At 70.8% G+C, this 26,281-nt stretch carries 8 protein-coding genes and 1 pseudogene; 3 read left to right on the top strand and 6 right to left on the bottom strand.

Annotation, left to right across the window (positions count from 1 at the left end; translation table 11 throughout):
• A partial coding sequence (locus IE180_RS21305) for a type I polyketide synthase (RefSeq protein WP_190158518.1) occupies positions 1-1,883 on the bottom strand: 1,883 nt, incomplete at its 3' end.
• Positions 1,876-6,123, bottom strand: a pseudogene (locus IE180_RS21300) (type I polyketide synthase); the annotation flags it as partial. The pseudogene IE180_RS21300 and the gene IE180_RS21305, both read right to left, overlap by 8 nt.
• A gap of 178 nt (positions 6,124-6,301) precedes the next feature.
• Between IE180_RS21300 and IE180_RS21295 the strand changes: the two are divergent.
• Positions 6,302-8,938, top strand: a complete 2,637-nt coding sequence (locus tag IE180_RS21295; protein ID WP_190158503.1) for a helix-turn-helix transcriptional regulator — start codon at positions 6,302-6,304, stop codon at positions 8,936-8,938.
• Between the two features lie 73 nt (positions 8,939-9,011).
• On the opposite strand, the gene IE180_RS21290 is transcribed toward IE180_RS21295, so the two are convergent.
• Both IE180_RS21290 and IE180_RS21285 read right to left on the bottom strand, forming a co-directional pair.
• A complete protein-coding gene (locus tag IE180_RS21290) occupies positions 9,012-9,554 on the bottom strand; it encodes an EF-hand domain-containing protein (protein ID WP_190158502.1) in 543 nt (180 codons plus the stop codon).
• Positions 9,555-9,707: 153 nt separating this feature from the next.
• Positions 9,708-21,071 carry an SDR family NAD(P)-dependent oxidoreductase gene (locus IE180_RS21285; RefSeq protein WP_190158501.1) on the bottom strand — a complete coding sequence of 3,788 codons (11,364 nt, stop codon included), beginning with the start codon at positions 21,069-21,071 and terminating at the stop codon, positions 9,708-9,710.
• 237 nt (positions 21,072-21,308) lie between these two features.
• On the opposite strand from IE180_RS21285, the gene IE180_RS21280 reads away from it, so the two are divergent.
• The gene (locus IE180_RS21280) at positions 21,309-22,130 is read left to right on the top strand and encodes a methyltransferase domain-containing protein (RefSeq protein WP_229860703.1); all 822 of its coding nucleotides are present in this window, start codon (positions 21,309-21,311) and stop codon (positions 22,128-22,130) included.
• 657 nt (positions 22,131-22,787) lie between these two features.
• Here IE180_RS21280 and IE180_RS21275 read toward each other — a convergent pair.
• Positions 22,788-23,600 (bottom strand): bestrophin-like domain, encoded by an 813-nt coding sequence (locus IE180_RS21275; protein WP_190158499.1) that lies wholly within the window; start codon positions 23,598-23,600, stop codon positions 22,788-22,790.
• An 869-nt stretch (positions 23,601-24,469) separates the two neighbouring features.
• On the opposite strand from IE180_RS21275, the gene IE180_RS21270 reads away from it, so the two are divergent.
• Positions 24,470-24,754 (top strand): hypothetical protein, encoded by a 285-nt coding sequence (locus IE180_RS21270; protein WP_190158498.1) that lies wholly within the window; start codon positions 24,470-24,472, stop codon positions 24,752-24,754.
• An 821-nt stretch (positions 24,755-25,575) separates the two neighbouring features.
• Here IE180_RS21270 and IE180_RS21265 read toward each other — a convergent pair.
• The gene (locus IE180_RS21265; RefSeq protein WP_229860702.1) at positions 25,576-26,250 is read right to left on the bottom strand and encodes a hypothetical protein; all 675 of its coding nucleotides are present in this window, start codon (positions 26,248-26,250) and stop codon (positions 25,576-25,578) included.
• Positions 26,251-26,281 lie beyond the last annotated feature (31 nt).

The following is a 26,281-nucleotide window of genomic DNA, read 5'->3' as shown; positions in this document are numbered from 1 at the left end:
CCCACCCCCACCGCGAACAACCCCGCCTGCACGAACACCGTCCGCCCCGCCAACCCCGCGTCCCCACCCCACAACACCTCCGCCAAAGGCCGCTCCAACTGCAGATCGAGATAGCCCATGGCCTCCTCCACCGCCCCGGCGAACACCGGACAGACCGCACGGAGCTCACGACCGGCACCCAGCAAACGACCCCCCTGACCGGGGAAGAGGAACGCAAGGCGCCCTCCGGGCTGGACCAGGCCGTGGACGAGATCCGGCGGTGCCGCGCCCTCGGCGAACGCCTTCAGGGCACGCGCTGCCTCGGCACGGTCCTTCGCGACCAGTACGGCGCGGTGCTCAAGTGCGGCTCGTGAAACCGCCAGCGAGAAGCCATGGTCCAGCAGCCCGCTGCCGGGGTGGCTGTGCAGGTGATCTGCCAGCCGCCCGGCCTGTGCGCGCAGGCCGGGCTCGGTTCTGCCGGAGACGCACAGCGGAACGGCGGAACGCCTGTCGACCGGTGCTGATCCGGTGCTGGTGCCGAGGTCGTCCGGTGCCGGAGCCTCTTCGAGGATCACATGCGCGTTGGTGCCGCCCGCGCCGAACGAGGACACCCCCGCCCGGCGCGTGCGCCCACCCGCCGGCCAGGGCACGGGCTCGGTGAGCAGTTCGACGCGGCCGGCCGCCCAGTCCACGTACGGCGTCGGCCGATCGACGTGGAGAGTTCGCGGCAACACCTGCTGCCGCAGGGCCTGAACCATCTTGATGATTCCGCCGACACCGGCCGCGGCCTGCGCGTGCCCGATGTTGGACTTGAGGCTTCCCAGCCGCAGCGGCCTGTCCTCCGACCGGCCCTGACCGTACGTGGCCAGCAGGGCCTGCGCCTCGATCGGGTCGCCGAGTGCCGTCCCCGTGCCGTGCGCCTCGACCGCGTCGACCTGGTCGGCGGTCAACTGGGCGTCCCGCAGGGCCTGCAGGACGACGCGCTCCTGCGACGGGCCGTTCGGGGCGGTCAGCCCGTTCGAGGTTCCGTCGGAGTTGACGGCGCTGCCGCGGATCACGGCCAGTACGGGATGGCCGTTCCGCTGGGCGTCGGGGAGCCGTTCCAGCAGGAGCATCCCGGCGCCCTCCGCCCAGACGGTGCCGTCCGCGGAGGCGGCGAACGACTTGCAGCGGGCATCGGGGGAAAGGCCTCGCTGTCGGCTGAAGCCGATGAACGGACCGGGCCCCGTCATCACGGTCGCCCCGCCCGCCAGGGCCATGGCGCAGTCGCCCGCTCGCAGAGAGCGGACCGCCAGGTGCACGGCCACCAGCGACGACGAGCACACCGTGTCGACAGCGAGGGTGGGACCTTCGAGCCCGAGCGTGTACGCGATGCGGCCGGCGGCGACACCGGGCATGGCGCCCGTGTCGCCTTCGTCTCCGTAGCGATTGGGCATGACACCGGCGAACACGCCGGTCGGGCTGCCCGCCAGGGAGGTCGGGTCGATGCCGGCGCGTTCCAGTGCTTCCCACGCCGTCTCCAGCAGCAGCCGTTGCTGCGGGTCGGTCTCCCGGGCCTCGCTCGGGGCGAGCTTGAAGAACTCGGCGTCGAACTGTCCGGCGTCGTGCAGGAAGCCGCCCTCTTTCACGTACGTCTTGCCGCGTGTGCCGGGCACCGGGTCGTACAGAGCGCCGATGTCCCAGCCCCGGTCCGTGGGGAACGGCGAGATCGCGTCCGCTCCCCGGTCCACGAGATCCCACAGTTCTTCGGGGGTCGTGACGCCGCCCGGGTACCGGCAGCTCATCGCCACGACGGCGATCGGCGCGTGCTGCTGTGCCTCGGCTTCGCGCAGCGTGGCCTTGGTCCGCTGCAGTTCAGCCGTGGCGCGCCGGAGGTACTCCCGCAGCTTTTCCTCGTTACCCATCGCCATGTCCGATTCCCAGTTCGCTGTCCAGGACGGTGAACAACTCGTCGTCATCGACCGTCGTGTAGTCACGGTGCTCCGGGCCCGCCTCGGCGGCGCCGTCGTGGATGTCGCGCCAGTTCCGCAGCAGCGCCTCCAGCCGAGCGGTGATCGGCGCGCCGTCGCCGAAGTCTGCAGGGACCGCCGAGAGCGCCGAGGCGAGGCGGTCGAGCGCCGTGAGCACGGGGCGGGCGGGGTCGGTCTCCACCGGAGCGACACGGGCACTCACGTATGCGGCGACCGCTCGCGCGGTCGGGTGGTCGAAAGCGAGCGACGCCGGAAGGCGAAGGCCCGTCACCGTGTTCATCCTGTTGCGGAACTCCACCGCGGTGAGGGAGTCGAAGCCGAGGTCGCTGAACACGTTCTCCGGCTCGATCGACTCCCAGTCGGCGTGCCCCAGGGTGACCGCCACCTGTCTGCGGACCAGATCCAGCACGGCCGCCTCACGGTTGTCCCCGCCCATCCCGACGAGACGCCGCGCCACCTGCGCATGTGCCGCATCCGCCCGGTCCGCGACGACCGCGGCCGAGGTCTTCCGGCGGGTGTGGCCGTCCGCCTGACCGGGCACGGCGCCGACGCCCGCGGGTCGGTCTGCCGATACCGGCCGCGCCACGAGCGAGTCCATCGACAGCACGGGCTGACCGGAGGCATCGGCGAGGACGAGGCTCGTGGCATCCGGCCCCGTCGGCGTAAGCCGCACCCGGGCCGCGGTCCCGCCCGAGGCGTGGAGGCGGACCGTGTTCCAGACGAAGGGCAGGGCCGGGCCCCCGCCGTCGGGGCGGCTCTCGTCCAGCGGGAGCAGGTGCAGCGCCGCGTCCAACAGGGCGGGGTGCATGCCGAAGAGGTCGGCATCGGGGTGGGCCGTCTCCGGCAGGCCGACTTCCGCGAACAGCTGGTCACCGCGCTGCCACGCGGCGCGGAGCCCTTGGAACACCGGCCCGTAGTCGTAGCCCAGGGCGCCCAGCCGGTCGTAGACCGAGGTGAGGTCGAGGGGGGTGGCATCGGCGGGCGGCCACGGCTCCGGGTCCGGAGCCGAAGCCGTCGTCGGCAGGTGTTCCCCCAACCCGAGTACGCCCTCCGCGTGCAGTGTCCAGGGCGCATCCGGAGCGTCTTCGGGCCGTGAGTGGATGGTGACGGTACGCGTGCCTGCCTCGTCCGCCATGCCCACGGTCACCTGCACCCGCACCGCGGCACCGTGCTCGGTCAGCACCAGCGGTGCCGGGAGCGTCAGCTCCTCAAGGACCTGCGCTCCGACCTCGTCGCCCGCCCGCAGCGCCAGCTCGACGAACCCCGTGCCGGGGAACAGAACCGTGTCACCGATCCGATGATCGGCCAGCCAGGGCAGCGCGCCGAGTGACAACCGGCCCGTGAGGACGGTCTCGCCTGTTCCGGGCAGCCGCACGGCGGCACCCAGAAAGGGGTGGTCGACAGGGTCGAGCCCCTTGGCGGACAGATCGCGCCCTGTGGTGGCTCGGGCATCGGTCCAGTACCGCTGACGTTGGAAGGCATAGGTGGGCAGATCGACACGGCGCGCTCCGCGTCCGGCGAAGAAGGCCCTCCAGTCCACGGGCACCCCGCGCACGGACGCCTGCGCGACGGCACGGACGAGCGCCGCCGACTCGGGCTGGTCCTTGCGTAGCAGGGGCACGAAGCCCGTGTCGTTTTCAAGGCAGTCGGCGCCCATGGCCGACAGCACCGCGTCCGGCCCCAGCTCCAGATACGTCGTGACACCACGCCCGTCCAGCGCCCGAACCGTGTCCGCGAACCGCACCGTGTCCCGCACCTGCCGCACCCAGTACTCCGGGGAACAGATCTCACCCGCCGTGGCAAGACGACCGGTCACCGTCGACACCACAGGAATCCGCGGAGCCTCATACGACATGACCTGTGCGACAGAGCGGAAGTCGTCGAGCATCGGCTCCATCAACGGCGAATGAAACCCATGCGACACCCCCAACCTCCGCGTCCTGCGCCCCCGACCCGCGAACCACTCCGCGATCCGCACCACCTCCTCCCCGACACCGGAGACCACCACCGACCGCGGACCGTTCACCGCCGCCAGACCCACCCCCGACGTCAACAACGGCACCACCTCCCCCTCCGACGCCTCCACCGCCACCATCACCCCACCCTCAGGAAGCGCCCCCATCAGGCGGCCCCGCGCCGCGACGAGTCGCACCGCATCGGACAGCGACAGCGCACCCGCCACATGCGCGGCGGCCAGCTCACCGATCGAATGCCCCGCGACGAAGTCGGGCCGCACACCCCACGACTCCAGAAGCCGGAACAACGCCACCTCGACCGCGAACAACGCCGGCTGCGCGAATTCCGTACGGCTCAAGTGCGCCTCGTCCTCACCCCACACCACATCCTGCAGGGAAAGACCCAGGACACCATCGAACTCAGCCACCACCGCATCCCATGCGCGCGCGAACACCGGAAACGCCTCGCACAGCCCTTGCCCCATCCCCAGCCGCTGCGCCCCCTGCCCCGGAAACACGAAGGCCATCTGGCCCTCCCCGAGGCGGTCCGACCGCAGCACATGCGGGTGCCGCTCTCCCTGGGCGATCGCCGTGAGGCCCTGGATCAGCTCCTCGTGGTCCGCGGCCACCACGGCCGCACGCTGTTCCATCGCAGTGCGCGAGGTCGCCAGCGAGTAGGCGACGTCGAGGTCGGCGGGGGAGCCCGTCTCACCTGCCTCCAGTCGGCGTCGGAGGCGGTCGGCCTGGGCACACAGAGCATCCGGCGTTCGGGCGGACACGATCCAAGGCAGCGGGCAACCCTCCGGCCAGGAACGCCGGGAGTCGGCGGGTGCGCTCGTAGCGGTGCTCTCCGGGGACTCGGGCTCAGGGGCCTGTTCCAGGATGACGTGCCCATTGGTGCCACTCATCCCGAACGAGGACACCCCTGCCCTGCGCGGCCGCCCGAGATCCGGCCAGGCTCGGGCCTCGGCCAACAACCGGACGTGCCCCGTCGACCAGTCCACGTGCGGGGTCGGCTCGTCGAGGTGCAAGGACCGGGGCAGGACCCCGTGCCGCATCGCCTGCACCATCTTGATGACGCCTGCCACGCCCGCGGCAGCCTGGGCGTGTCCGATGTTCGACTTCACGGAGCCCAGCCACAGCGGCTCGTCCTGCGGTCGGTCCTGACCGTAGGTGGCCAGCAGGGCCTGTGCCTCGATGGGGTCTCCCAGCACGGTGCCCGTACCGTGGCCCTCTACGGCGTCGACCTCCGCGGCGGAGATACCGGCGTGCGCCAACGCCTGTCGAATGACGCGTTGTTGGGCGAGGCCGTTGGGGGACGTGAGCCCGTTGGAGGCTCCGTCCTGGTTCGCGGCGGACCCCCGTACCAGCGCCAGTACGGGATGGTTGTTGCGACGGGCGTCCGACAGGCGTTCCAGCAGCAGGACACCCGCGCCCTCGGCGAGTCCAGTGCCATCCGCTCCCGATCCGAAGGATCTGCACCGCCCGTCCGGGGCGAGTCCCCGGTTGTTGCTGAAGTGGACGAACATCCCCGGGGTGCCCATGACCGTGACACCGCCCGCCAATGCCAAGGTGCAGTCACCCCGGTGGAGTGCGTGGACGGCCAGGTGCAGGGCCACGAGCGAGGACGAACAGGCGGTGTCCACGGTCACCGCGGCCCCTTCGAGGCCCAGCGTGTAGGCGACGCGTCCAGACACCTGCCCGCCGCCGCTCGTCCCGCTGGGGTCGTACCCCAGGGCGTAATCGTGGTACATCAACCCGGTGAAGACACCGGTGTCGCTTCCTCTCAGCGTCTGCGGGTCGATCCCTCCCCGTTCCAGCACCTCCCAGGAGATCTCCAGCATCATCCGCTCCTGGGGATCGGTCAGACGGGCTTCCCTGGGAGTGATCCCGAAGAAGCGCGCATCAAATTCGGCCACATCCCGCAAGAATCCGCCAAAACGCGTGTAAATCGAGTCCGGCTGTTCACCGCTCGCGTCATAGAGACGGTCGATGTCCCAGCCACGATCCGCCGGGAATTCCGACACCGCGTCCGCGCCGTTGGCCACCGCATGCCACAGGTCCTCCGGAGAGGCGATCCCTCCGGGATACCTGCAGGCCATGGAGATGATGGCGATCGGCTCGCGGTCGGCAGCGCGTTCCACCTCAGCGAGACGCTCACGGGTGGCACGCAGATCGGCAGTTGCCCGTCGGAGATAGGAGAGAAGTTTTTCCTCGTTATCCACGAGACCCCTGTTCGGCATACAAAACTATGAAAGATAAAAGCACGGCCGGAAAACCGAGGCCCACAAGGCATGCCCAGCCGAAAGTAACATGCAGGGTACTCTGAAACATGGCGATACACCTCGCCAGGCGTTGCGATGCTATTTAACCACCAGATAATTACCGAGATCGAATATGACGCTGCTCGACCGAAGTTCAGAACTCACCCAACTGGAATCCGCACTCGCCGACTGCGTGGCCGGAAGACCACGGATCCTCGTGGTCGAAGGGGCGGCGGGCTGCGGCAAGAGTGAACTCCTTGCCACGGTCGCGGAGCAGGCAGCCACCGTGGGCGCCGCCGTGCTGCGTGCCGCGGGTTCAAAGGCGGAGAGACGTCTGCCGTTCGGCGTTCTGCGGCAGCTGGCCGGCAGCTCGCCGCACACGGGCCTGCTGGTGCCGCCCTCACCGCCGGCCGATCCCCCGTCCGTGCTCCCCATGGGACAGTTCTTCGCCGCGCTGCACCGTCAGAGCATCAGCACGCCCGTGGTGTGCTGCGTCGACGACCTCCATCACTCCGACCCCGCTTCCCTGACGTACTTGAAGTACGTGGTTCACCACGCCCGTTCCTCGCGGTTGCTCCTGGCCCTCAGTTGGCCCCTGGGCAACGAGGTGCAGGATTCCGGGTTCTGCACGGAACTCCTGCGCCATCGCGGCTTCCTCCGCATCCGTCTCGAACGCCTGAGCCGTTTCGCCGTGGCCCGGGTGATCGCCCGCACCGCAAAGCCCACCGACCCCGGCGTCGACGTCGTGGATCTGTACGAGACGAGCGGCGGGAATCCGCTGTTGCTGCGAGCCCTGTTGGAGGACCACCGGCTGACCACGCCCTCCGACGGCCGCCGAGAGGCATCGGAGGCCGACAGGGCCGCGAGGGTCGCCAGTGAGGACCTGTTCGGCAAGGCGCTCATCGCCTGTCTGGTGCGCAGTGGGCCGCCGGCCCTCGCTGTCGCCGCGTCGCTCGCGGTCCTGGGCGGCGACCTCGCCACCGCCGAGCGCGCCGCCCGACTGCTCGGCATCACGGTGGCGGCCGTGTCCCGGCAGGTCCGGGCCCTGAACTCGGCGGGCATCCTCGACCGTTACCGGTTCCGCCACCCCGCCGCCGAAGGTCTGGTCCTGGACGCCATGGGCCCATCGGCGCGCGGATGGCTCCACCGGCGAGCGGCGCCGCTGTTGCACGCCTACGGAGCACCCGCGCCCACGGTGGCCCGGCATCTCCTGGCTTCCGCGCGGGCGGGGGTGCCTCCGCTCGACGCGCAGTGGGCGTTCGCCGTCGCGCACGAGGCCGCCGGTGAACTGCTCGCCGAGGACAAGGCGAACGAATCCGTCGCCCTGCTGGAACTCGCCCACGGTCTCTGCACCGACGGGGAGACGCGCACCTCGACCAAGCTCAGGCTCGCGGCTGTTACATGGCGGCTCGACCCGGCGGCCGGAGAGCACCACCTGTCCGAGCCTCTCGAAGAGTTGCGCGCCGGTCGGCTGCCCGCCACGCAGCTCGACGCGTTGGCCGGGCAACTGACGGCTCAGGGGCGGATCGCCGAGGCCTCCGAGGTCCGCGAGCCGACCCCCCTGCCCGAGCAGAGGGTGACGGTCACTGGCCGAGTGGCGCCGGGAACCTGGTTCTGGGCGGCCGTACCCGAGGAGCTGGACGACCGGACCGCCGCTTCGGACGCGGTGAGGCTGCTGCGGTCGGCCGTGCTCACCGACGCGACAGCGGGGCACATCGCGCAGGCCTTATGGCGCCTGATCAGGTGTGGACGGCCGCAGCAGGCCGTGCACTGGTGTCGCCCCCTGATCGAGGAAGCCGTCCGCCGGGAGGCCCCTGGATGGCGGCTCATGTTCGGCACGCTCCTGGCCGAGGCGCTGCTGCTCTGCGGCGATCTTCGCGACGCCGAGGCCCATGCCCTTTCGGCCCTGCGATGCCTGCCGGAAGGCGACACCAGCCTGCTCGTCTGGGCTCCGACGGCGACTTTGATCCGTGCTCGTACCGCTCTGGGCCGGTATGAGGCCGTGGACTGGCAGCTCGGCCGGCCAGTCCCCGAGGCGGTGTTCACCACCGCGTACGGGCTGTTCTACCTCCGGGCCCGCGGCCAGTACTTGCTGGCGACCGGCCGGAACGGCCCGGCGCTGGAGGACTTTCTGCGGGCCGGCAGCCTGATGCGGCGCTGGGCGGTCGACCGGCCCGTCCTGTTGCCCTGGCGCAGCGATGCCGCCGAGGCGCTGCTGGGACTCGGCGAGCGGGACCGGGCGGAGCTGCTCCTGAAGCAGCAGCTGTCCACGGCGGACGCTCGCCGCCCGTGGGTTCGCGGTGTCACCTTACGACTGCGCGAGGCGACCCGTGGCCCCGAGCGGCGGCTTCCCTTGCTCGAGCAGGCGGTGGCCGAGTCGCGCACGGCCGGCGACCAGCTGGCACTGGCCCGCTCGATGGCGGATCTGGGGGGGGTGCTTCTAGCGCTCGGTGAGTCCGTACGAGCCGGTTCAATTGCGGAGCAGGCGCGCACGGTGGCCAAGAGGTGCGGAGCCGAGCCTCTCCACCAGGAGGTCCTGTCGGACCGGCCCGGTTTCGGGGCAGCAGCGGACAAGATGTTGAGTGCCTCGGAGTCGCGAGTCGCGGCACTCGCGGCCCAGGGCTGCTCGAACCGCCAGATCGCGCAGAGGCTCCACATCACCGTCAGCACGGTCGAGCAACACCTCACGCGCGTCTATCGCAAGCTCGGCATCACCCGCCGCCAGGACATTCCGGCCGACCTCCCGCAAAACCTGATGGAGAACTCCTGATCCGGTACTGTCCGGCCCGAAAAGCGAACCGCCCGTCAGATGGTGACGGGCGGTTCGCTTCGATGCCGGCAGGTCAGGCGCCGGCGCCGCTGACCGCTCGCTGCAGCAGACCCGCGAACGGGTCGTCTCCCGTGAAGTACTTGCGGGAGGCGGCCTCCCACTCTTCCCTCGAGATGACTCCGTCGCCGTCCGTGTCCAGGATCGCGGCGACGCTGAAGGCGCTGTTCTCGTCGAGGCCCTCCGCCTTCAGGAGGCGCGCCAGCTCGTGGTGGCTCAGCACGCCGTCTCCGTCGACATCGGCGATCTCGAACTCGGCCACCTGCCGCTTGGTGGCCTTGCCGTAGTCGTCAGGGGTGGCAGCCTTGACCGCCGCCTCGAACTCCTCCCGGGTGATCTGCCCGTCCGCATTCGCGTCGGCCCTCTCGGCGAGACGCCGCCAGTCGTCCGCGAACGCCTCCTTCACCGCCGCGATCTTCTTCGGGTCCGCGTGCGGGAACTCGCGGACGATCCGATCGGCCATCAGGGTGAAGTCCTCCACCGTGATGACGCCGTTCTTGTCGGCGTCGGCCATGTCGAACCAGCCCCGGGCCTTGATCGTGAGGGTGTCCGCCTTCATGGCACCACCTTTCTCGCGAACCTGAGTTCGCCTAGAGATCCATCACGATGCGTTACGCATCGCTACGCATTGTTGCCGACTGCGGTTCAGCTCGCCACCGCCACAGAGGCGGGCCTGTGTGTTCCACTCTTCCGGGTTCAATGCGCCCCCTATTCACGCCGGCGCATCCAGCCACGCTCCGACAACCGCTGCGGTGGACGCCGCCGTGTCCTCCAGCAACGTGAAGTGATCACCGGGAACATCACGGGCGACGTGAGACTGCGGCCAGCTCGCCCGCCAGACCTGCGCCGCGGGCGTTGGGGCGGCATGCGCAGGAAGGAAGGAGTCCTCGGGCCGTACGAGCAGGACCGGGGCACCGATCTCCCGGGGTGCCCACCCGTCGACGAGCTCGGCGTACCGCCCCATCGCGGACAGGCGCGACGCGCTGAACGGGCCGAACTGTTCCTCCCGTTCCAGCAGGCCCCCCAGCATGTGGTCGAAGAAGCCCGTCATCGGGTGGGCGCTCGGCAGATAGGTGTCCAGCAGGACGACCCCGCCCGGCGCGGTCCCCGACTCTTCCAGACGGGCCGCCGTCGCATGCGCGAGGATCCCCCCGGCGGAGTAGCCGAGCAGGACGAACGGATCGTCCCCGGCAGCCGAGCGCAGCGCTGCCGCCAGGGCGTCGGCGGCCGCGTCGATCGAGTCGGGCAGGCTCTCGCCCCGCACGAAGCCCGGTACGGGCAGGACGTGGACGTCGCGCACCTCACGGAAGGCGCCCGCGAACCGGGCGTACTGCTGGGCTCCGCTCATCGCCATGGGCGAAGGTACGCAGAACAGGCGGGGGCGCCGTGGACCAGTGGTCAGCCGCACCGGCAGGGGCGGACGCTCCAGGTCTGCGGCCGAGGAGAAGGCGGGCCTGATGCTCGCCGCCGCCTTGAGCAGGGCCATGCCCTCCCAGGTCCTTCCGTTGGCGTGCGCCTCGCGCAGCAGGGCGCTCAGCGTGTCCGGCTCCGCCGCGTCGGGCGCCGCCGGGGACTCCGGTGGCTGCGGGCCGGCGCTGCCGGGCGGCCGGTTCTCGGCGGGGCGGAGAGCGGCCAGTTCCTTGCGCAGGTGCCGGGCCAGCTCGGTGGGACCGCGGTGGTCGAACACCACGGTCGCCGGCAACCGTAGCCCCGTCGCCGCGTTCAGGTCGTTGCGCAGCTCCAGCGCTCCGAGCGAGTCGAGTCCCAGCTCCAGGAAGTTCCGTTCGACGTCGACGTCCCGCACGCTGGAATGTCGCAGGACCTCCGCCGTGTGTGCCCGCACCAGCTCCGTCAGGACGTGCTCCTGTTCGGCGTGGGACAGCCCGGCCAGCCGCTGCCGTAGCCGCCGGGGTTCGTTCTCGGCGCCGACGGCGGCCGGACGGCGGGGCGACGCGGCCAGGCCGTGGAACAGCCGGGGCAGCGCGGGGCCCAGGGCCCGTAGCGCTCCGATGTCCAGGCGCAGCGGGACCAGCGCGGGCTCGGTGGCGCGGACGGCGTCGTCGAACAGCGCGAGCGCCTCACCCCGGGACAGCGGCAGGACTCCTCCCCGGGACAGCCTCGACCGGTCGGCCTCCGCCAGCGCGGCGCCCATCCCGCCGGGTTCCTCCCACAGGCCCCACGCCAGTGACACCGCCGGCAGTCCCCTGCTCCTGCGTCGTACGGCGAGCATGTCCAGGGCGGCGTTGGCCGCCGCGTAGTTGCCCTGGCCCGGCCCGCCCAGCACTCCGGAGGCCGAGGAGAACAGGACGAACGCCGTCAGGTCCAGGTCCTGGGTGAGTTCGTGCAGATGGAGCGCGGCGTCCGCCTTGGGCCGCAGGACGGTGTCGAGACGCTCCGCGGTCAGCGACGAGATCACACCGTCGTCGAGCACTCCGGCGGCGTGGACGACGGCGGCCAGGGGGCGGTCGGCCGGGATCGCGGCCAGCACCCGGGCCAGGGCGGTGCGGTCGGCCGCGTCGCACGCGACCAGTTCCGCCCGGGCACCCAGCCGGGAGAGTTCCGCCACGAGCCGGTCCGCACCGTCGGCCCGGCGCCCCCGCCGGCTCAGCAGCAGCAGATGCCGGACCCCGTGCTCCGTGACGAGACGGCGCGCGACCAGACTCCCGAGGGCGCCCGTGGCCCCCGTGACCAGCACCGTGCCCGGCGCGCCCCACACATCCGGCGCCTCCGGTCCTTCCGGCACCGTGGCACGGGCCAGGCGCGCCGCGTGCACCGTGCCGGCGCGGACGGCCACCTGGGGCTCCGGGCCGAGCCCCGACACCAGCGCCCTGGCTGACACTTCCTGGTCGTCCAGGTCGGCCAGCGCGATCCTGTCCGGGTGCTCCGCCTGGGCGGACCGCACCAGTCCCCAGACCGCCGCCCCGGCCACGGAGCCCCCTTCCTCCCCGGGCAGTGACACCGCTCCGCGGGTCGCCACCACGAGTTCGGTGGACGTCAGCCACTCGTCCGCCAGGAAGGACTGGAGCATGTCCAGGGCCCGGCGGGTGGCCGAGCGGACCTCCTCCGCCGTTTCCCGCGCGCCGGTAGCGGTCCCGGTGCAGCCGAACAGGACGGCGTGCGGCGCCGGCGCGCCCTCCGCCACCAGCCGGCTGAGGGAGCCGAGGTCGCCGTAGGCGTGCACGACGGCCCCGGCCGACTCCAGGGCCGCCCGGATCTTCAGTTCGTCGGCGCCGACGAGGGCCCACCGCGTCAACGGCCGCCCGGTGTCCTCCAGGAACCCGATGGGCGACCAGTCCAACCGGAACAGGGTGTCGCCGCGGGTCGGCCGGTACGTGGCGAGCTGCTCGGCCGAGACCGGGCGCAGCGTCACCGAGGTGGCCGAGAGCACCGGCCGCCCGGACGGATCGGCGGCCTCCAGGGCCACCGTGTCCGGCCCGTCGGGGGTCAGCCGGACGCGCAGCCGGGAGGCCCCGCTCGCATGGAGCTCGACGCCGGACCAGGCGAACGGCAGTCGGGTCCGCTCCCCCGGCAGGTCGCTCGCCGCGAGGGCGTGCAGTGCCGCGTCCAGCAGCGCCGGGTGCAGTCCGAAGCGGTCGGCTTCGCCGTGGGCCTCGCGTTCGAGGGCGACCTCGGCGAAGAGGTCACGACCACGCCGCCACACCGTCTTCAGGCCCTGGAACGCGGGGCCGTAGCCAAGCCCGACCTCGGCCATGCGGTCGTACAGCCCGTCCACGGCGCCGTACGGCTCGGCGCCCGCCGGAGGCCACTCGGTCAGGTCGGACGGCGCCGGTCGGCCGCCGTGGGCGAGGATTCCTCCGGCGTGCCGCTTCCAGGGCGCCTGCCCGTCGTCGGCCGGCCTCGCGTGCACGGTGAAGCGGCGGCTGCCGGAGTCGTCCGGCGCGTCCAGGGCGAGCTGGATCTGTACTTCGCCCCGGTCGGGCAGGACGAGCGGGGCCTCCAGGGTCAGTTCCTCCAACCGGGGGCAGCCGACCCGCGTCCCGGCCTGGAGGGTGAGTTCCACGAAGGCGGTTCCCGGGAGCAGCACGGTTCCCCCGACCGCGTGGTCGGCCAGCCAGGGCTGCCCCTGCACCGATACGCGGCTGCTGAAGAGCGCGCCGGCCGACTCGGCCAAGTCGACGACGGGGCCGAGCAGGGGGTGGTCCCCGTCCGTGGCCGCGCCGGCCCAGGGACGGGCCGTCATCCAGTAGCGGCGGCGCTGGAAGGCATACGTGGGCAGGGCGACCGCACGCGCGCCGCGACCGGTGAAGAACGCCTCCCAGTCCACCGGAAGCCCTGCCGCGTGCAGCATGCCGACACCGGTGACCAACGCCGTCGCCTCAGGAAGCTCCTTCCGGCGGAGCGGCACCAGCGCGATGCGGTCCTCGGGCCCGGTCAGGCATGCGCGGGCCATCGTCGTCAACGTGGCGTCCGGGCCGAGTTCGACGAAACGAGTGGCGTCCTGGGATTCCAGGCAGCGCACGCCGTCCTGGAACCGGACGGTCTCCCGCACGTGGCGTGTCCAGTACTCCGGTGAGCACAGCTGCTCGACCGTGGCGAGGCCCCCGGTGACGTGGGACACGAGAGGAACACGGGGCTCCGCGTATGCCAGTCCTTCGGCGGTCCGGCGGAAGTCGTCGAGCATCGCGTCCATCAGCGGCGAATGGAAGGCGTGCGACACCCGCAGCCGGCCGGTCCTGCGACCGCCGGCCTCCAGGTGCGCCGCGAGCGTGAGCACGTCCCGCTCGTCTCCCGAGATCACCAGGGAGGCGGGGCCGTTGATCGCCGCGATGTCCACCCTGTCTCCCAGCAAGGGGCGGACCTCGTCCTCGGTGGCGCCGACCGCCACCATCGCACCGCCGCGCGGCAGGGCGTGCATCAGCCGTCCGCGGGCTGCGACCAGCGCACAGGCGTCGTCCAGCGACCACACGCCCGCCACGTATGCGGCCGTCAGCTCGCCGAGCGAGTGCCCCGTCACCAGATCCGGGCGCAGGCCCCAGGAGTCGAGGAGTCGGTGCAACGCCACCTCGAAGGCGAACAGGGCGGGTTGCGCGTACGCCGTCTCGTCCAGCAGGGCGGCAACGGCCGGGTCATCGCCCTCGGCGAAGATCACCTCGCGCAGGGGACGGCCGAGGTGCTGGTCGAACCTGGCACACACCTCGTCCAGGGCTTGTGCGAACACCGGGAAGCTTCCGTACAGTTCGCGGCCCATTCCGACGCTCTGCGTGCCTTGGCCGGAGAAGAGGAAAGCCGTCCTGCCGCTGGTACGGCCCGTACCGCGTACCACGCCGGGCGCCGGGCGGCCGGCAGCGAGGGCGGACAGCCCGCGCAGTAGTTCCTCCCTGTCCGTACCGACGACGACGGCCCGGTGGGGCAGGAAGTCGCGGGTGGTGGACAGCGCGTATCCGATGTCCAGCGCGTCGGTCTCGTCGTGGGCCCGTACGTGGGCGGCGAGTCGTCGCGCTTGTGCGGGCACCGCGTCCCGGGTCCGCGCGGACACCGGCCAGGGAATGGGGATCGCGGACTCGTGGGAACACGCCGGGAGTACGTCCTCGGCGCCCCGGGAGACCGGCTGTTCCCCGCGTGGGGCTTCCTCGAGGATGACGTGGGCGTTGGTCCCGCTCATCCCGAACGAGGACACCCCCGCCCGCCGCACGCGCTCCGAGCCGGACCACGGCACGGCCTCGGTCAGCAGGCGTACCTCACCCGACGACCAGTCCACCTTCGGCGTCGGCTCCTCCACATGCAGGGTCGGTGGCAACACCCCGTGGCGCAAGGCCATCACCATCTTGATCACACCGGCCACACCCGCCGCCGCCTGCGTGTGCCCGATGTTCGACTTCAACGACCCCAACCACAACGGCCTTCCCTGCGGCCGGTCCTGACCGTACGTGGCCAGCAGGGCCTGCGCCTCGATCGGATCCCCCAGCACCGTGCCCGTACCGTGTCCCTCCACGGCATCGATGTCCGCAGGAGCGAGCTCAGAGGCCGCCAATGCCTGGCGGATCACCCGCTGCTGCGCCGGACCGCTCGGCGCCGTCATCCCATTGCTCGCACCGTCCTGATTGACCGCCGACCCCCGCACCACCGCCAACACCTCATGACCGTTGCGCCGAGCGTCCGACAACCGCTCCAGCAACAACACCCCCGCCCCCTCCGCCCAACCGGCCCCGTCCGCCGACCCGGCGAACGACCTGCACCGCCCGTCCGGGGACAAGGCACCCTGGCGGGAGAACTCGATGAACAACTCGGGGGTCGTCATGACGGTCGCCCCGCCGGCCACCGCCAGCGAGCACTCCCCCCGCCGCAACGCCTGCACCGCCAGATGAACGGCCACCAACGACGACGAACACGCCGTGTCCACCGTCACCGCGGGCCCCTCGAACCCGAACACGTACGAAACCCGGCCGGAGACGCTGCTGCCCGTGCTGTGCGCGGTCGGGTAGTCGTGGTGCATCAGGCCCGCGTAGACCCCGGTCGGGCTGCCTTTGACTGATGCGGGCGGGATGCCCGCACGTTCGAAGGCCTCCCACGTCGTCTCCAGCAGCAAGCGCTGCTGGGGGTCCATCGCCAGCGCCTCCATCGGGCCGATGCCGAAGAAGGCGGCGTCGAACTCCGCGGCGTCGTGCAGGAAGCCCCCGGCGGACACGGAGCTCGTCACCGGCACGTCCCAGCCACGGTCCTTCGGGAACTCCGAGAGCCCCTCGCCCCTCTCGCTGACGAGTCGCCACAGGTCGTCCGGCGAGGAGACATCGCCCGGGTACCGGCAGCCCATGCCCACGATCACGACCGGATCGTCGTCGTTCACCTCCGTCGAGGTGGGGAGGGCCACCTCTGCGGCCTTCTCCTCCGGAAACAGTTCGGCCAGCAGATGGTCGGTCAGCGCGCCGGGGCTCGGGTGGTCGAAGATCAGGGTCGCCGGGAGGCGCAGTCCTGTCGCGGATCGCAGCCCGTTGCGCAGTTCGAGCGCCTTCAGCGAATTGAAGCCGACTTCGCTGAACGCCTGGTCCGGTTCGATCGCCTCGGCCGCCTCGGGCTCCAGCACCGCCGCGATGTGGGCCCGGACGAGATCGGCCACGGCGGTACGGCGCTCGGAGGGCGTCATTCCCGCGAGCCGCTCCGCGAACCCGTGCGCAGCCGCTGTCCCGTCGACGGTGGCCCCCCGGCGGGAGGTGCCACCCACCAGATCGCTGAAAAGGTGAGGAAGTTCGTCTCGTCGCGCCGCCCGCAAGGCCGGCAGGTCGAGATCGATGGGTGCGACCACGGGCTCGCGCGCCGTCCAGGCGGCGTCGAACAGGGCCAGAGCCTCCTCCGTGGACAGCGCTCGTACGCCCAGCCGGGACAGCCGGGCTCGGTCGGCCTCGGTCAGCCCCCCGGTCATGCCGCTGACGTGCTCCCACAGGCCCCATGCCAGCGACACCGCCGGCAACCCCTGCGCGTGCCGGTGCCCGGCCAGGGCGTCCAGGTACGCGTTCGCGGCCGCGTAGTTGCCCTGCCCGGGCGCGCCCAGAAGCGCGGCGGCGGCCGAGAACAGGACGAAGGCCTTCAGGTCCTTGTCGCGTGTCAGTTCGTGCAGGTGCCAGGCGGCATCCGCCTTGGGCCGGAGCACGGCGTCGACGCGCTCGGGGGTCAGCGCGTCGACGACGCCGTCGTCGAGGACTCCGGCCGTGTGCACCACCGCCGTCAGGGGGTGCTCGGCCGGAATGCCCTCCAGCACCACGGCCAGTGCCGCGCCGTCGGCGACGTCGCAGGCAGTGATGGTGACCTGGGCGCCCAGCGCGGCCAGGTCCGTCGCCAGTCGCTCGGCTCCCGGGGCCTCACGGCCCCGCCTGCTCACCAGTGTCAGGTGCCGCACCCCGTGCTCGGCCACGAGGTGGCGCGCCAGGAGGCCGCCGAGGGTTCCCGTTCCTCCCGTCACCAGGACGGTGCCGTCGGAGGGGAACGCCGTCGTCTCCTGGCCGGACTCCGTGGGGGCGAGTCGGGCCGCGTAGGCGGAGTCTCCGCGCACGGCGAGCTGGGGCTCGTCGCAGGCCAGGACGGACGGCAGGAGCTCGGGGTTCCATGTGTCCAGGTCGATGAGCTGGATGCGCCCTGGGTTCTCGGACTGCGCCGAGCGTACGAGTCCCCAGACCGCCGCTCCGGCGAGGTCGGTCACGGGTTCGTCGCCGCAGGACACCGCTCCCTGGGTCGCGACGACGAGCTTCGTCCGCGCGTATCGTTCGTCGGCCGACCACGTCTGGAGGACGTCCAGGACACGGTGCGTCGCCGTACGCACCGCCTCGGGGTCCGTGCCCGCGCCACTGTGGACGACCACGACGTCCGCGTCCGAGGCCGGCCAGTCCGCCCAGCCGGTCGTGCCGGTGGACGGCGGAGCCGGAGACCACCTCAGGTGGAACAGGGGCGGCCGGCGGGCCGCGCGCACGGCCTCGGCGGTGACGGGGCGCAGGGTCAGGGAGCCGACCGCCGCCAACCTGCGCCCGGAGGAGTCGGTCACCTCCGCGGAAACGGCATCCGGCCCGGCGGAGGTCAGTCGTACGCGCACCGTGGTGTCGTCCGTGGAGTGCAGCTCCACTCCCGACCAGCTGAAGGGCAGCGACACCCCGGCCCGGCCGGGGCCACCGAGTCCACAGAATGCCGTGGCGTGCAACGCCGCGTCCAGGGCGGCGGGGTGGAGGACGAAACGGTCGTCGTGGCCGTGTGCTTCCGCGGGAAGCGTCACCTCGGCGAACACCTCGTCGCCGAGGCGCCAGACGGCACGCAGTCCCCGGAGGGCGGGCCCGTAGGCGAGACCGTCCATGGCCCACCGGTCGTAGTGGCCGTCCAGGTCGACGGGGGTGGCTCCGGTGGGCGGCCACGGGACGGGCTGGTGCTCCGCCACCTCCGTGGCCGGGCCCAGGACTCCGGTGGCGTGCCGGGTCCAGGGTGCGTCCGAGGCGACCGTGCCATCCCGGCGCGCGTGCACTTCCACGGTGCGGCGGCCGTTTTCACCTTCCGCCCCGACCGAGACGCGCAGGTCCACTCCCCCGTGGTCGGGCAGGACGAGGGGGGCGGTCAACGTCAGTTCCTCCACGCGCGGGCAGTGCACGGCACACCCCGCACGGACAGCCATGTCGACCAGCGCCGTGCCGGGGAGCACGACCGCTCCCAGCACGCCGTGGTCCGCCAGCCAGCCGTGTGCCTGCTGCGACAGCCTGCCGGTGAGGACCGCCCCGCCCGGGTCGGGCAGTTCGACCATGGCCCTGAGCCAGGGGTGGTCGAGCGCGTTCTGCCCGAAGCCGGTGGCGTCGGTCGCCGGTGCCGGACCGGAAGTCAGCCAGTACCGCTGCCGCTGGAACGCATAGGTCGGCAGTTCCACCCGTCGACCGCCACAGCCGGGGAAGACCGCGTCCCAGTCCACGCCCACGCCGCATGCCCATGCCTCGGACAACGCCTTCACCAGGCAGCCGGGCCCGCTCTTGTCCCGTTGCAGCGACGCCAGTGCCGTGACCGGCACTCCGGCCGCCTCGGCCGTCTCCTGGACGGCGGCGGTCAGCACGGGGTGCGCGCTGATCTCGACGAAGACGCCGAATCCGTCACGGACGAGGGTACGGACGGCCTGATCGAACCTGACTGTCCGGCGGAGGTTGGTGAACCAGTACGTGGCATCCAGTCCGGCGGTGTCCATGAGTTCACCGGTCACACCGGAGCAGAAGGGCACCCGTGCGCTTCGCGGTCGCAGCCCGCCCAGTTCCGCGGGCAGCCGTTCCCTCAGTGGCTCCACCTGTGCCGCGTGCGAGGCGTAGTCGACGGGAAGCATCCGGACCCGGACGCCTTCCACCCGCCATGCGTCGAGCGCCTCGCGCAGTGCCTGCTCGTCGCCGCTGACGACGACGGAGGCCGGACCGTTCACCGCGGCGACCGACAACCGGCCGTCCTGGGCCGCGAGCCGTTCCTCCACCTCGGCGGACGGCAGGGCGACGGACGCCATCCCGCCCTCGCCTCGGATCTCCTCGGCGATCAGCCGCGACCGTACGGCCACGACGCGCGCGCCGTCCTCCAAGGACAGCGCGCCGGCCACGCACGCGGCGGCGATCTCCCCCTGCGAGTGCCCGAGGACCGCTTCGGGCTCCACCCCGAAGGAGCGCCACACCTCGGCGAGCGACACCATCACCGCCCACAGCACCGGCTGCACCACATCGGCACGGTCCATGGACGGCGTTCCGTCAGCACCTCGCACCACGGACAGGAGGTCCCAGTCGACCAGCCCGTCCAGGGCCCGCGCGCAGTCGTCCATCCGCGCGGCGAACACCGGCGAGGAGTCCAGCAGGTCCACCGCCATGCCCGCCCACTGGGAGCCCTGCCCCGGGAAGACGAACACCACCGGGACGTCCTCGCCCGGGGAAACGCCGGTGACGACCTGCGGAGCCGGGGAGCCCTCGGCGACCACGCCGAGGCCGGCCAGGAGACCCGCGCGGTCCGGGGCCAGCACCACCGCCCGGTGTTCCATGGCGGTGCGTGAGGTGGCCAGTGACCAACCCACATCCGCGGGTTCGAGCTCCGGGTGGTCCTCCAGGCGGGCCCGCAACCGGGCGGCCTGGTCACGCAGCGCGTCCTGGCTCCGGCCCGAAACGGGCCACGGCAGCAGGCCGGAAGCCAGGACGTCGGGGGGCTCGACCTCGTTGCGCACGGCATCGCGCTCGTCGGCCGGAGCGGCTTCCTCGAGGATGACGTGGGCGTTGGTCCCGCTCATCCCGAACGAGGACACCCCCGCCCGCCGCACGCGCTCCGAGCCGGACCACGGCACGGCCTCGGCCAACAACCGCACCCCACCCGACGACCAGTCCACCTCCCGCGACGGCTCACCCACGTGCAGGGTCGGTGGCAACACCCCGTGGCGCAGCGCCATCACCATCTTGATCACACCGGCCACACCCGCCGCCGCCTGCGTGTGCCCGATGTTCGACTTCAACGACCCCAACCACAACGGCCTTCCCTGCGGCCGGTCCCGACCGTACGTGGCCAGCAGGGCCTGCGCCTCGATCGGATCCCCCAGCACCGTCCCCGTACCGTGGCCCTCCACCACATCCACATCCGCAGCGGACAGACCAGCCCCCGCCAACGCCTGACCGATCACCCGCTGCTGCGCCGGACCACTCGGCGCCGTCATCCCATTGCTCGCACCGTCCTGATTGACCGCCGACCCCCGCACCACCGCCAACACCTCATGCCCGTTGCGCCGAGCGTCCGACAACCGCTCCAGCAACAACACCCCCGCCCCCTCCGCCCACCCCGTACCATCCGCCGACCCGGCGAACGACCTGCACCGCCCGTCCGAAGACAGCGCGCCGAGCCTGCCGAACGCGAGGAAGGCGGCCGGGCTCGACATGACGGTCGTCCCGCCGGCCACCGCCAGCGAGCACTCCCCCCGCCGCAACGCCTGCACCGCCAGGTGAACGGCCACCAACGACGACGAACACGCCGTGTCCACCGTCACCGCGGGCCCCTCGAACCCGAACACGTACGAAACACGGCCGGAGAGCACCGAGGCCGCGGTGGCCGTGTTCATATAGGGCTCGACGCTTTCCGGAGGCGTCGGATGCAGGTCCCAGTAGTCCTGACCGGCGGTGCCCGCGAACACGCCGACCGGTTCGCCGCGCAGGGTCTCCGGAACGATTCCCGCCCGCTCGAACAGCTCCCAGCTCATCTCCAGGAGCAAGCGCTGCTGCGGGTCCATCGCCAGCGCCTCGTTCGGGGAAATCCCGAAGAAACCCGGGTCGAAGTCCCCCACGTCGTCGATGAATCCGCCCGCGTGCGCGGCGTCGTCCAGTGACTCGACGTCCCAGCCGCGGTCCTCCGGGACCGTCGAGATGGCGTCGCCACCCGACGACACCAATTCCCACAGGTCCTCCGGTGTCCGGACGCCGCCGGGATAGCGGCAGCTCATCGCGACGACCGCGATGGGCTCCGACGGCCGCTCCTCGACGTCCCGCAGTCTTTCTCGTGTCCGGTGGAGATCGACGGTGACCCGTTTCAGGTACGCCAGCAGCTGATCTTCGTTCGTCACTCCAGCCCTCACCTGTGTGCGACCTCCGCCTTCCATGAATTCCTGCCAGACGCGACGCGTGTGCGCCTGACCCGGCAGCACGGGCGGACAAGACGCAATATAGAGGCAAATTGCCCCTCTCGCAGGCGGCCGGTAACGTCCCTGAAGAGGACGCTCTGAATTGATGAGCGAAAATCAAACAGGCAGCATTTCAGATCAATCTGATTACATGCCCGATCCTCGATCGGCGCGTCAGAACTCCGGAGTAAAACCATGCCCCTTCAGGCCGGAACCGTGACCACTCCCCTCCCCGACGAAGTCGGAATGCTGTACGACGCTTTGATCGACAGCGCGTCAGTGACGATGGGGAAGAACCTGCACTTCGGATACTGGGAATCCCCCGACAGCGACCTCTCCTTCGACGAGGCCACGGACCTGCTGACGGATCTACTGACCGAACGCCTCCGCGTCGGCCCCGATTCACGGCTCCTGGACGTCGGCTGCGGGGTCGGCACGCCCGGCGTGCGGATCGCCCGGCTCAGCGGCGCCGAGGTGACCGGCATCTCGGTGAGCAAGGAACAGGTCGAGCGAGCGAACGCGCTGGCGCGCTCCCAGTCGTCCGCATGCCGTGCGGAGTTCCAGCAGGCGAACGCGATGGAACTGCCGTTCCCCGACGCGTCCTTCGACGCGGTGCTCGCCCTGGAGTCGATGATCCACATGCCGGACCGGGGGCAGGTGCTGCGGGAGATCCATCGGGTACTGCGCCCGGGAGGCCGGCTCGCGCTGACCGACTTCCACGAGCGGACTCCGCTGCCCCCCGCCCACCGCGCCGTCGTGGACGTGATGCTGAAGGACCTCATGAGCACGATGGTGCAGGTCGACGACTATCCCCGGCTCCTGCGCACGGCGGGCTTCCAGTTCACGGAGATGCGCGACATCAGCGAGGAGACCCTGCGCAGGACGTTCCTGACCCTGACGGAGCGGGCCGCGGAGATGCCGACCGAGGTGCTGGACAAGCTGGACTGGAAGTCCGACCCGAAGGACATGATCGACATCACCGGCTTCGGCTACCTCCTCGTCGTCGCCGAGCGTCCCAGGGCCGACGACCGGTCCTGACGGATGTCCTGACGGGGGAAGCGCGGCCGGCGTGGTGTTCCTCCACCGGAGCCGGCAGGCGAGCTCCCGCTTCCGGCTCGATTCCGGCTGTCGCCGGGATGTGTCCGAACGGCCCGGCCTGGGTCGTTCGGACAACGGCTGGAGGTCGGAATGACTGGAGACCATCAGGACGTTCTCGGCGTCCAGGGCGCCGCTGTGCCACCGGTGGAGCAGGTCGGCCGGGCAATGACCGACCTCCGACACCGTCACCCACACACGCGGCTGCACTGCGGCGCCCCCGAGTCGGCCCCCTCAAGAACTCCTCGACCACCAGCGCGAAGGCGTCCCGCAGCCGGTCGAGGACCTACCGCTCGAACGGTTCCGTCCCGACGAGAGGCACTCGGTCACTGCCGCGGGAGGCACAGCCGCTCCTGGTCGGGGAGGCTGCCGTGACGTACTGCCCCCTGCCACCGGGCCGGGTGACGCGGCATCCGCGACACACCGTCCGGCCGCGCACGCGGCCACTCGCACGAAGCCCTCCCCGCCAGGCCGTTCGAGCCCGTCACAGAGCAGACGCATGCGCTTCCTGTAAACGGCACACGGGTGGTCGGGGCAGTCGCCGGCGTCACTGAGGACGACGGCGTGTCGGACGTCGCCGCCCCGATGTCACCCGCGGCCTTACAGGCCCGTTCGGGCACCGTGGACGTCGCAAGGGAGCGTGCTTCCTGGGTGGTCGTCGGCGAAGTCCTCGCCGATGTCGCCCACGGTGTCCTCCATGGAGGTGCTGGAGATGTGGATATGCCCGGAGAAGGGCCGGTCGATGTCCTCGATGAGGAGCAGGGAACCGGTGAAGAGGCCGGCGAGGACGAAGAGCAGCACGAAGTGCGAGGGGCCGCGCCTGGCCGGTAGGCCGAAGGCGAAGGCGCCGATGGTGGCGGCGAGCGAGACGACCATGAACCAGTAGACGACGGGCGGGATCGCCGGGGCGGCCTCGGAGAGCCGGGTCTGGCGGGCCACGGAGCGCTCGTCGTCGGCCTCGATCAGCAGGTCCAGGGTTCCGTCGCCCGCGCGGGCCAGGTCCTTGAAGTGACGGCGGAAGTCCGAGGACCAGACGGACGCCTCGGGGGCCTTCTCACCGTTCTTGTCCATCTGGGGCCACTCGTACGCGAGGATGGCGCGCGCGTAGCAGACGGCGTCGGCCTGGATGTGTTCCTGGTGGGGTTCGGGTGCGTAATCGGCCACCTCGTAGAGCTGGTCCACGCGGTGCGCCTCGGCCCCCACGGCCTGACCGGCCGCGCCGAAGGACTCGGCGGCCAGGACGATGACGAAAGCGACCAGGAGGACGGCGAGCGTCTCCAGCGGGCTGATCAGATCGCTGACGGGCGCCACCTCCTCCGCGTCCTCTGGCGCCCGCCGGCGCCGGTACTGGTTCGCGGCCAGGCCGATGATGAGTGCGGCGACCATCGCCGCGATGGTGATAAACGTCAGCATGCTCGGTCCAGGATCCGGTCAGGCGTTCCGGCGGTTGCCGTCGGCGTCGCAGGGCAGGGGGGCGGCGGTGTGATGGGCGAGGAAGTCATGGGGGCCTGGCATTCGATTTCAATGATGGTGGCGGGTTGAACATCGATGATCTTTCCGAAGAGGTGGTCGATGTCTGGCCGATGACCAGGTCCATGATCATCAGCGTGGTGATCACCGTGGGGATGCCTCCGCCTTGCCGTGGGAGTCATTGGCTCTTACCAGGACGAAGGAGAGGAGTAGGACCGTCATTGTCAGGAGTGGACCGGTCAGGTCCTTGACGGCCATGCCCGTGCCATGTCGTTCACGCGAGCAGTTTCCACACCTGCAGACCAGCCGGCGCCGCGTCGTGCCAGCAGGGTGTGATCTCCGTGCGTGAGATCCGCTTCACAACAGGCTCTAGAGGATCTGGAAGGATGAAGCCGCAGCCCAGGACACAGATGTTGGCGCTGGTCGCAACGGCGGTGCTCATCGGGCAAGGGCCTGTGCACCCAGAACGGCCGGGACGGGCGGGGAGACGCAGCGGCCGGCGGTCCACCACCCGGGCCGCTCCAGTCATGCGGGAGGCGGCGACCGAGGCCATGAACACGACGCTCCTGGCGACCTCCCCCGGCGGGGCAGGGCACTGGAATAGGATGCAGGCCATGAATTCGTCCGGGTCCTGGTGGCAGCGCCCCTCGCCGCGGTCGATCGCCTCGGTGAGCCACGAGGAGAAGGGCGAGATCCAGTAGTGCGCCGATCCGGCTCGTGACACCGGGGGCATCCCCCGAATCACGCGCTCCCGCAGGTCGGCGAACGCCCTTGCAGCGGGCGCCCAGGTGGCGCTCCGGACCCGGCAGGCCGTGCACGATGTCGATCAGCGCACCACGGATCCCGGCAACCCGTATGGGATCGCGCCCCAGTTCGCTCTCCGACTGGTCGTCGAACGGCAGGAAGTACCAACCCGCCATCTGCGCGGCTGTGGCACTGCCCTCGGCACCGGCGACGGGACGGAAAAATCTGGCCACCTCTGCAAGCCGCCAGTTGATGAAATCCTCAACCGCCTCTACCTCATGCAGCAGACCGTAGGTTCGCATCCGATCGATCGCCCACTCGCGCGCATGGTCCAGATGCGGGTTGCTCCGTAGCGGCCATGGGGTTATGGACACCACGCCCTCGTGCATCATGGCCTGCGCCTTCCCTCGAAGCCTCTTCGTCCATGAAAGGATCATGAAATGGCGGCATGAATTGCAAGTCAAACCTGGCAATCCAACCCAATCGGCCGGTAGCGGAAATTGACGCCCACTCAGTGTGGACTCCGTCCCGGACCTTGAGGATCTCTGCCAGAGCAGCGTGATCAGGAGGCGGGTTCGCGCCTACAGCACAGGCTGCCCCAATGGCGAGGTGCGTGTTGTCCGTCCCCGGCAACCGGCCCAGCCGCAGATCGGCCTCTGGTTCTCGTATCACTCGCCCCCATTGGCCGACAGAGCCGAGCAACCATCCGGGCCACCGGGGCCAGATCCCTCGCAGGCGAGATGGTCTTCGGCAAGGTCTCACGTCGATGGGTCCAGCAGGTCGGTTGCCTCCAGCGTTCTGCCCAGCCAGGGCGCCCGACGGCGATATGCCGTGATGGGTGCTGCGGATCCCGTGGGGAGGCGCCTTCCCCGTTACCAGGCCGGCCCCGATCGACTCATGTAGTCCGATCAGGCGTTGCAGACGCAGCCCGGATACCTCACGCCAAACGCTCAACACCGGCTGCACCGTCACAGCACTTCACCAAGATCCGGACCATGCACGGTGCAATGCCCCGACGCCGACGCTCTGGACCATCATTCCTACTGGCCAGAAGGATGTCCTGCCCCTACCACCAGCAGACGAAGAACCTGCTGTTCTCCCGAGGCCGGAGATCAGGCTGCTCGCCAGAGGCCGGCGTCCAGGATCCGGGCGGCCTTGGTGATGCTGCCCGGCATCAGGTGCCGGTGGGTCCGGTACGTCTCCTCGATGGGCTCGTGACCCGTCCACTCCGCCACGTCCGTGATGGGGATGCCGTAACGACCAGCGCCTTCTTCACGTGGTCAAGGAACGGGACGACCACTGTTCCCCGCACATATTCCGGCTCCTGGATCCCCTTCACCGGATCGTCGGCCATGGCGCCCTTGCCGTACGCGTCGCGCAGGATCGTCTTGGGGGCCCGGAATATGCTCACCTGATTTCCGCGGCCGCCCCCGCCACCCTCGATCCCGTCCAGGAAACGCTCGACCACCATCGGCGTGACCGAGTTCAGCTTCCGCGATCCCAGACGCGGGACGATATGCACGTTGATCGAACTGTCGGCATGCCAACCCGTGGAGCAATCCGTCATCCGGGGCTGCCGGGGACGCCACTGTTGTGCGTATTCCTCCACCGTCAGCTGCCCCAGCTCCCGGCGGGCCGCCGCCACCGACGGCGCCGTGGCCTTCTTCTCCGCATACGGCAGCGTGAGGCGCTCGATCGCATCGTCCTGCGTACCGAAACCCGACTCCTCACGCTGCTGGCCCAGCGCGTCCCGGAAGCGGACCGAGTACGGGTGAGGGCAGCGGGTGGGCTTCACGCAGCCGCAGTCCTTGAAGAAGGACCCCATGCCGCGGGCGAGCTGTCGGGCCATGTGACGCACCATCCGTTCCGGTCCAAGGACC

Origin of the sequence: Streptomyces litmocidini, from assembly GCF_014649755.1 — a bacterium.
GTDB classification, from domain to species: domain Bacteria; phylum Actinomycetota; class Actinomycetes; order Streptomycetales; family Streptomycetaceae; genus Streptomyces; species Streptomyces litmocidini.
The sequence above is the reverse complement of the archived record's forward strand: the minus strand, read 5'-3'. Positions and strand labels throughout refer to the sequence as shown.

What these genes read in the sequence shown, in the direction of transcription:
- IE180_RS21295 (WP_190158503.1), top strand. Translation starts at nt 6,302, where the DNA reads ATGACGCTGCTCGACCGAAGTTCAGAACTCACCCAACTGGAATCCGCA.
- IE180_RS21290 (WP_190158502.1), bottom strand. Translation starts at nt 9,554, where the DNA reads ATGAAGGCGGACACCCTCACGATCAAGGCCCGGGGCTGGTTCGACATG.
- IE180_RS21285 (WP_190158501.1), bottom strand. Translation starts at nt 21,071, where the DNA reads ATGGAAGGCGGAGGTCGCACACAGGTGAGGGCTGGAGTGACGAACGAA.
- IE180_RS21275 (WP_190158499.1), bottom strand. Translation starts at nt 23,600, where the DNA reads ATGCTGACGTTTATCACCATCGCGGCGATGGTCGCCGCACTCATCATC.
- IE180_RS21265 (WP_229860702.1), bottom strand. Translation starts at nt 26,250, where the DNA reads ATGGCCCGACAGCTCGCCCGCGGCATGGGGTCCTTCTTCAAGGACTGC.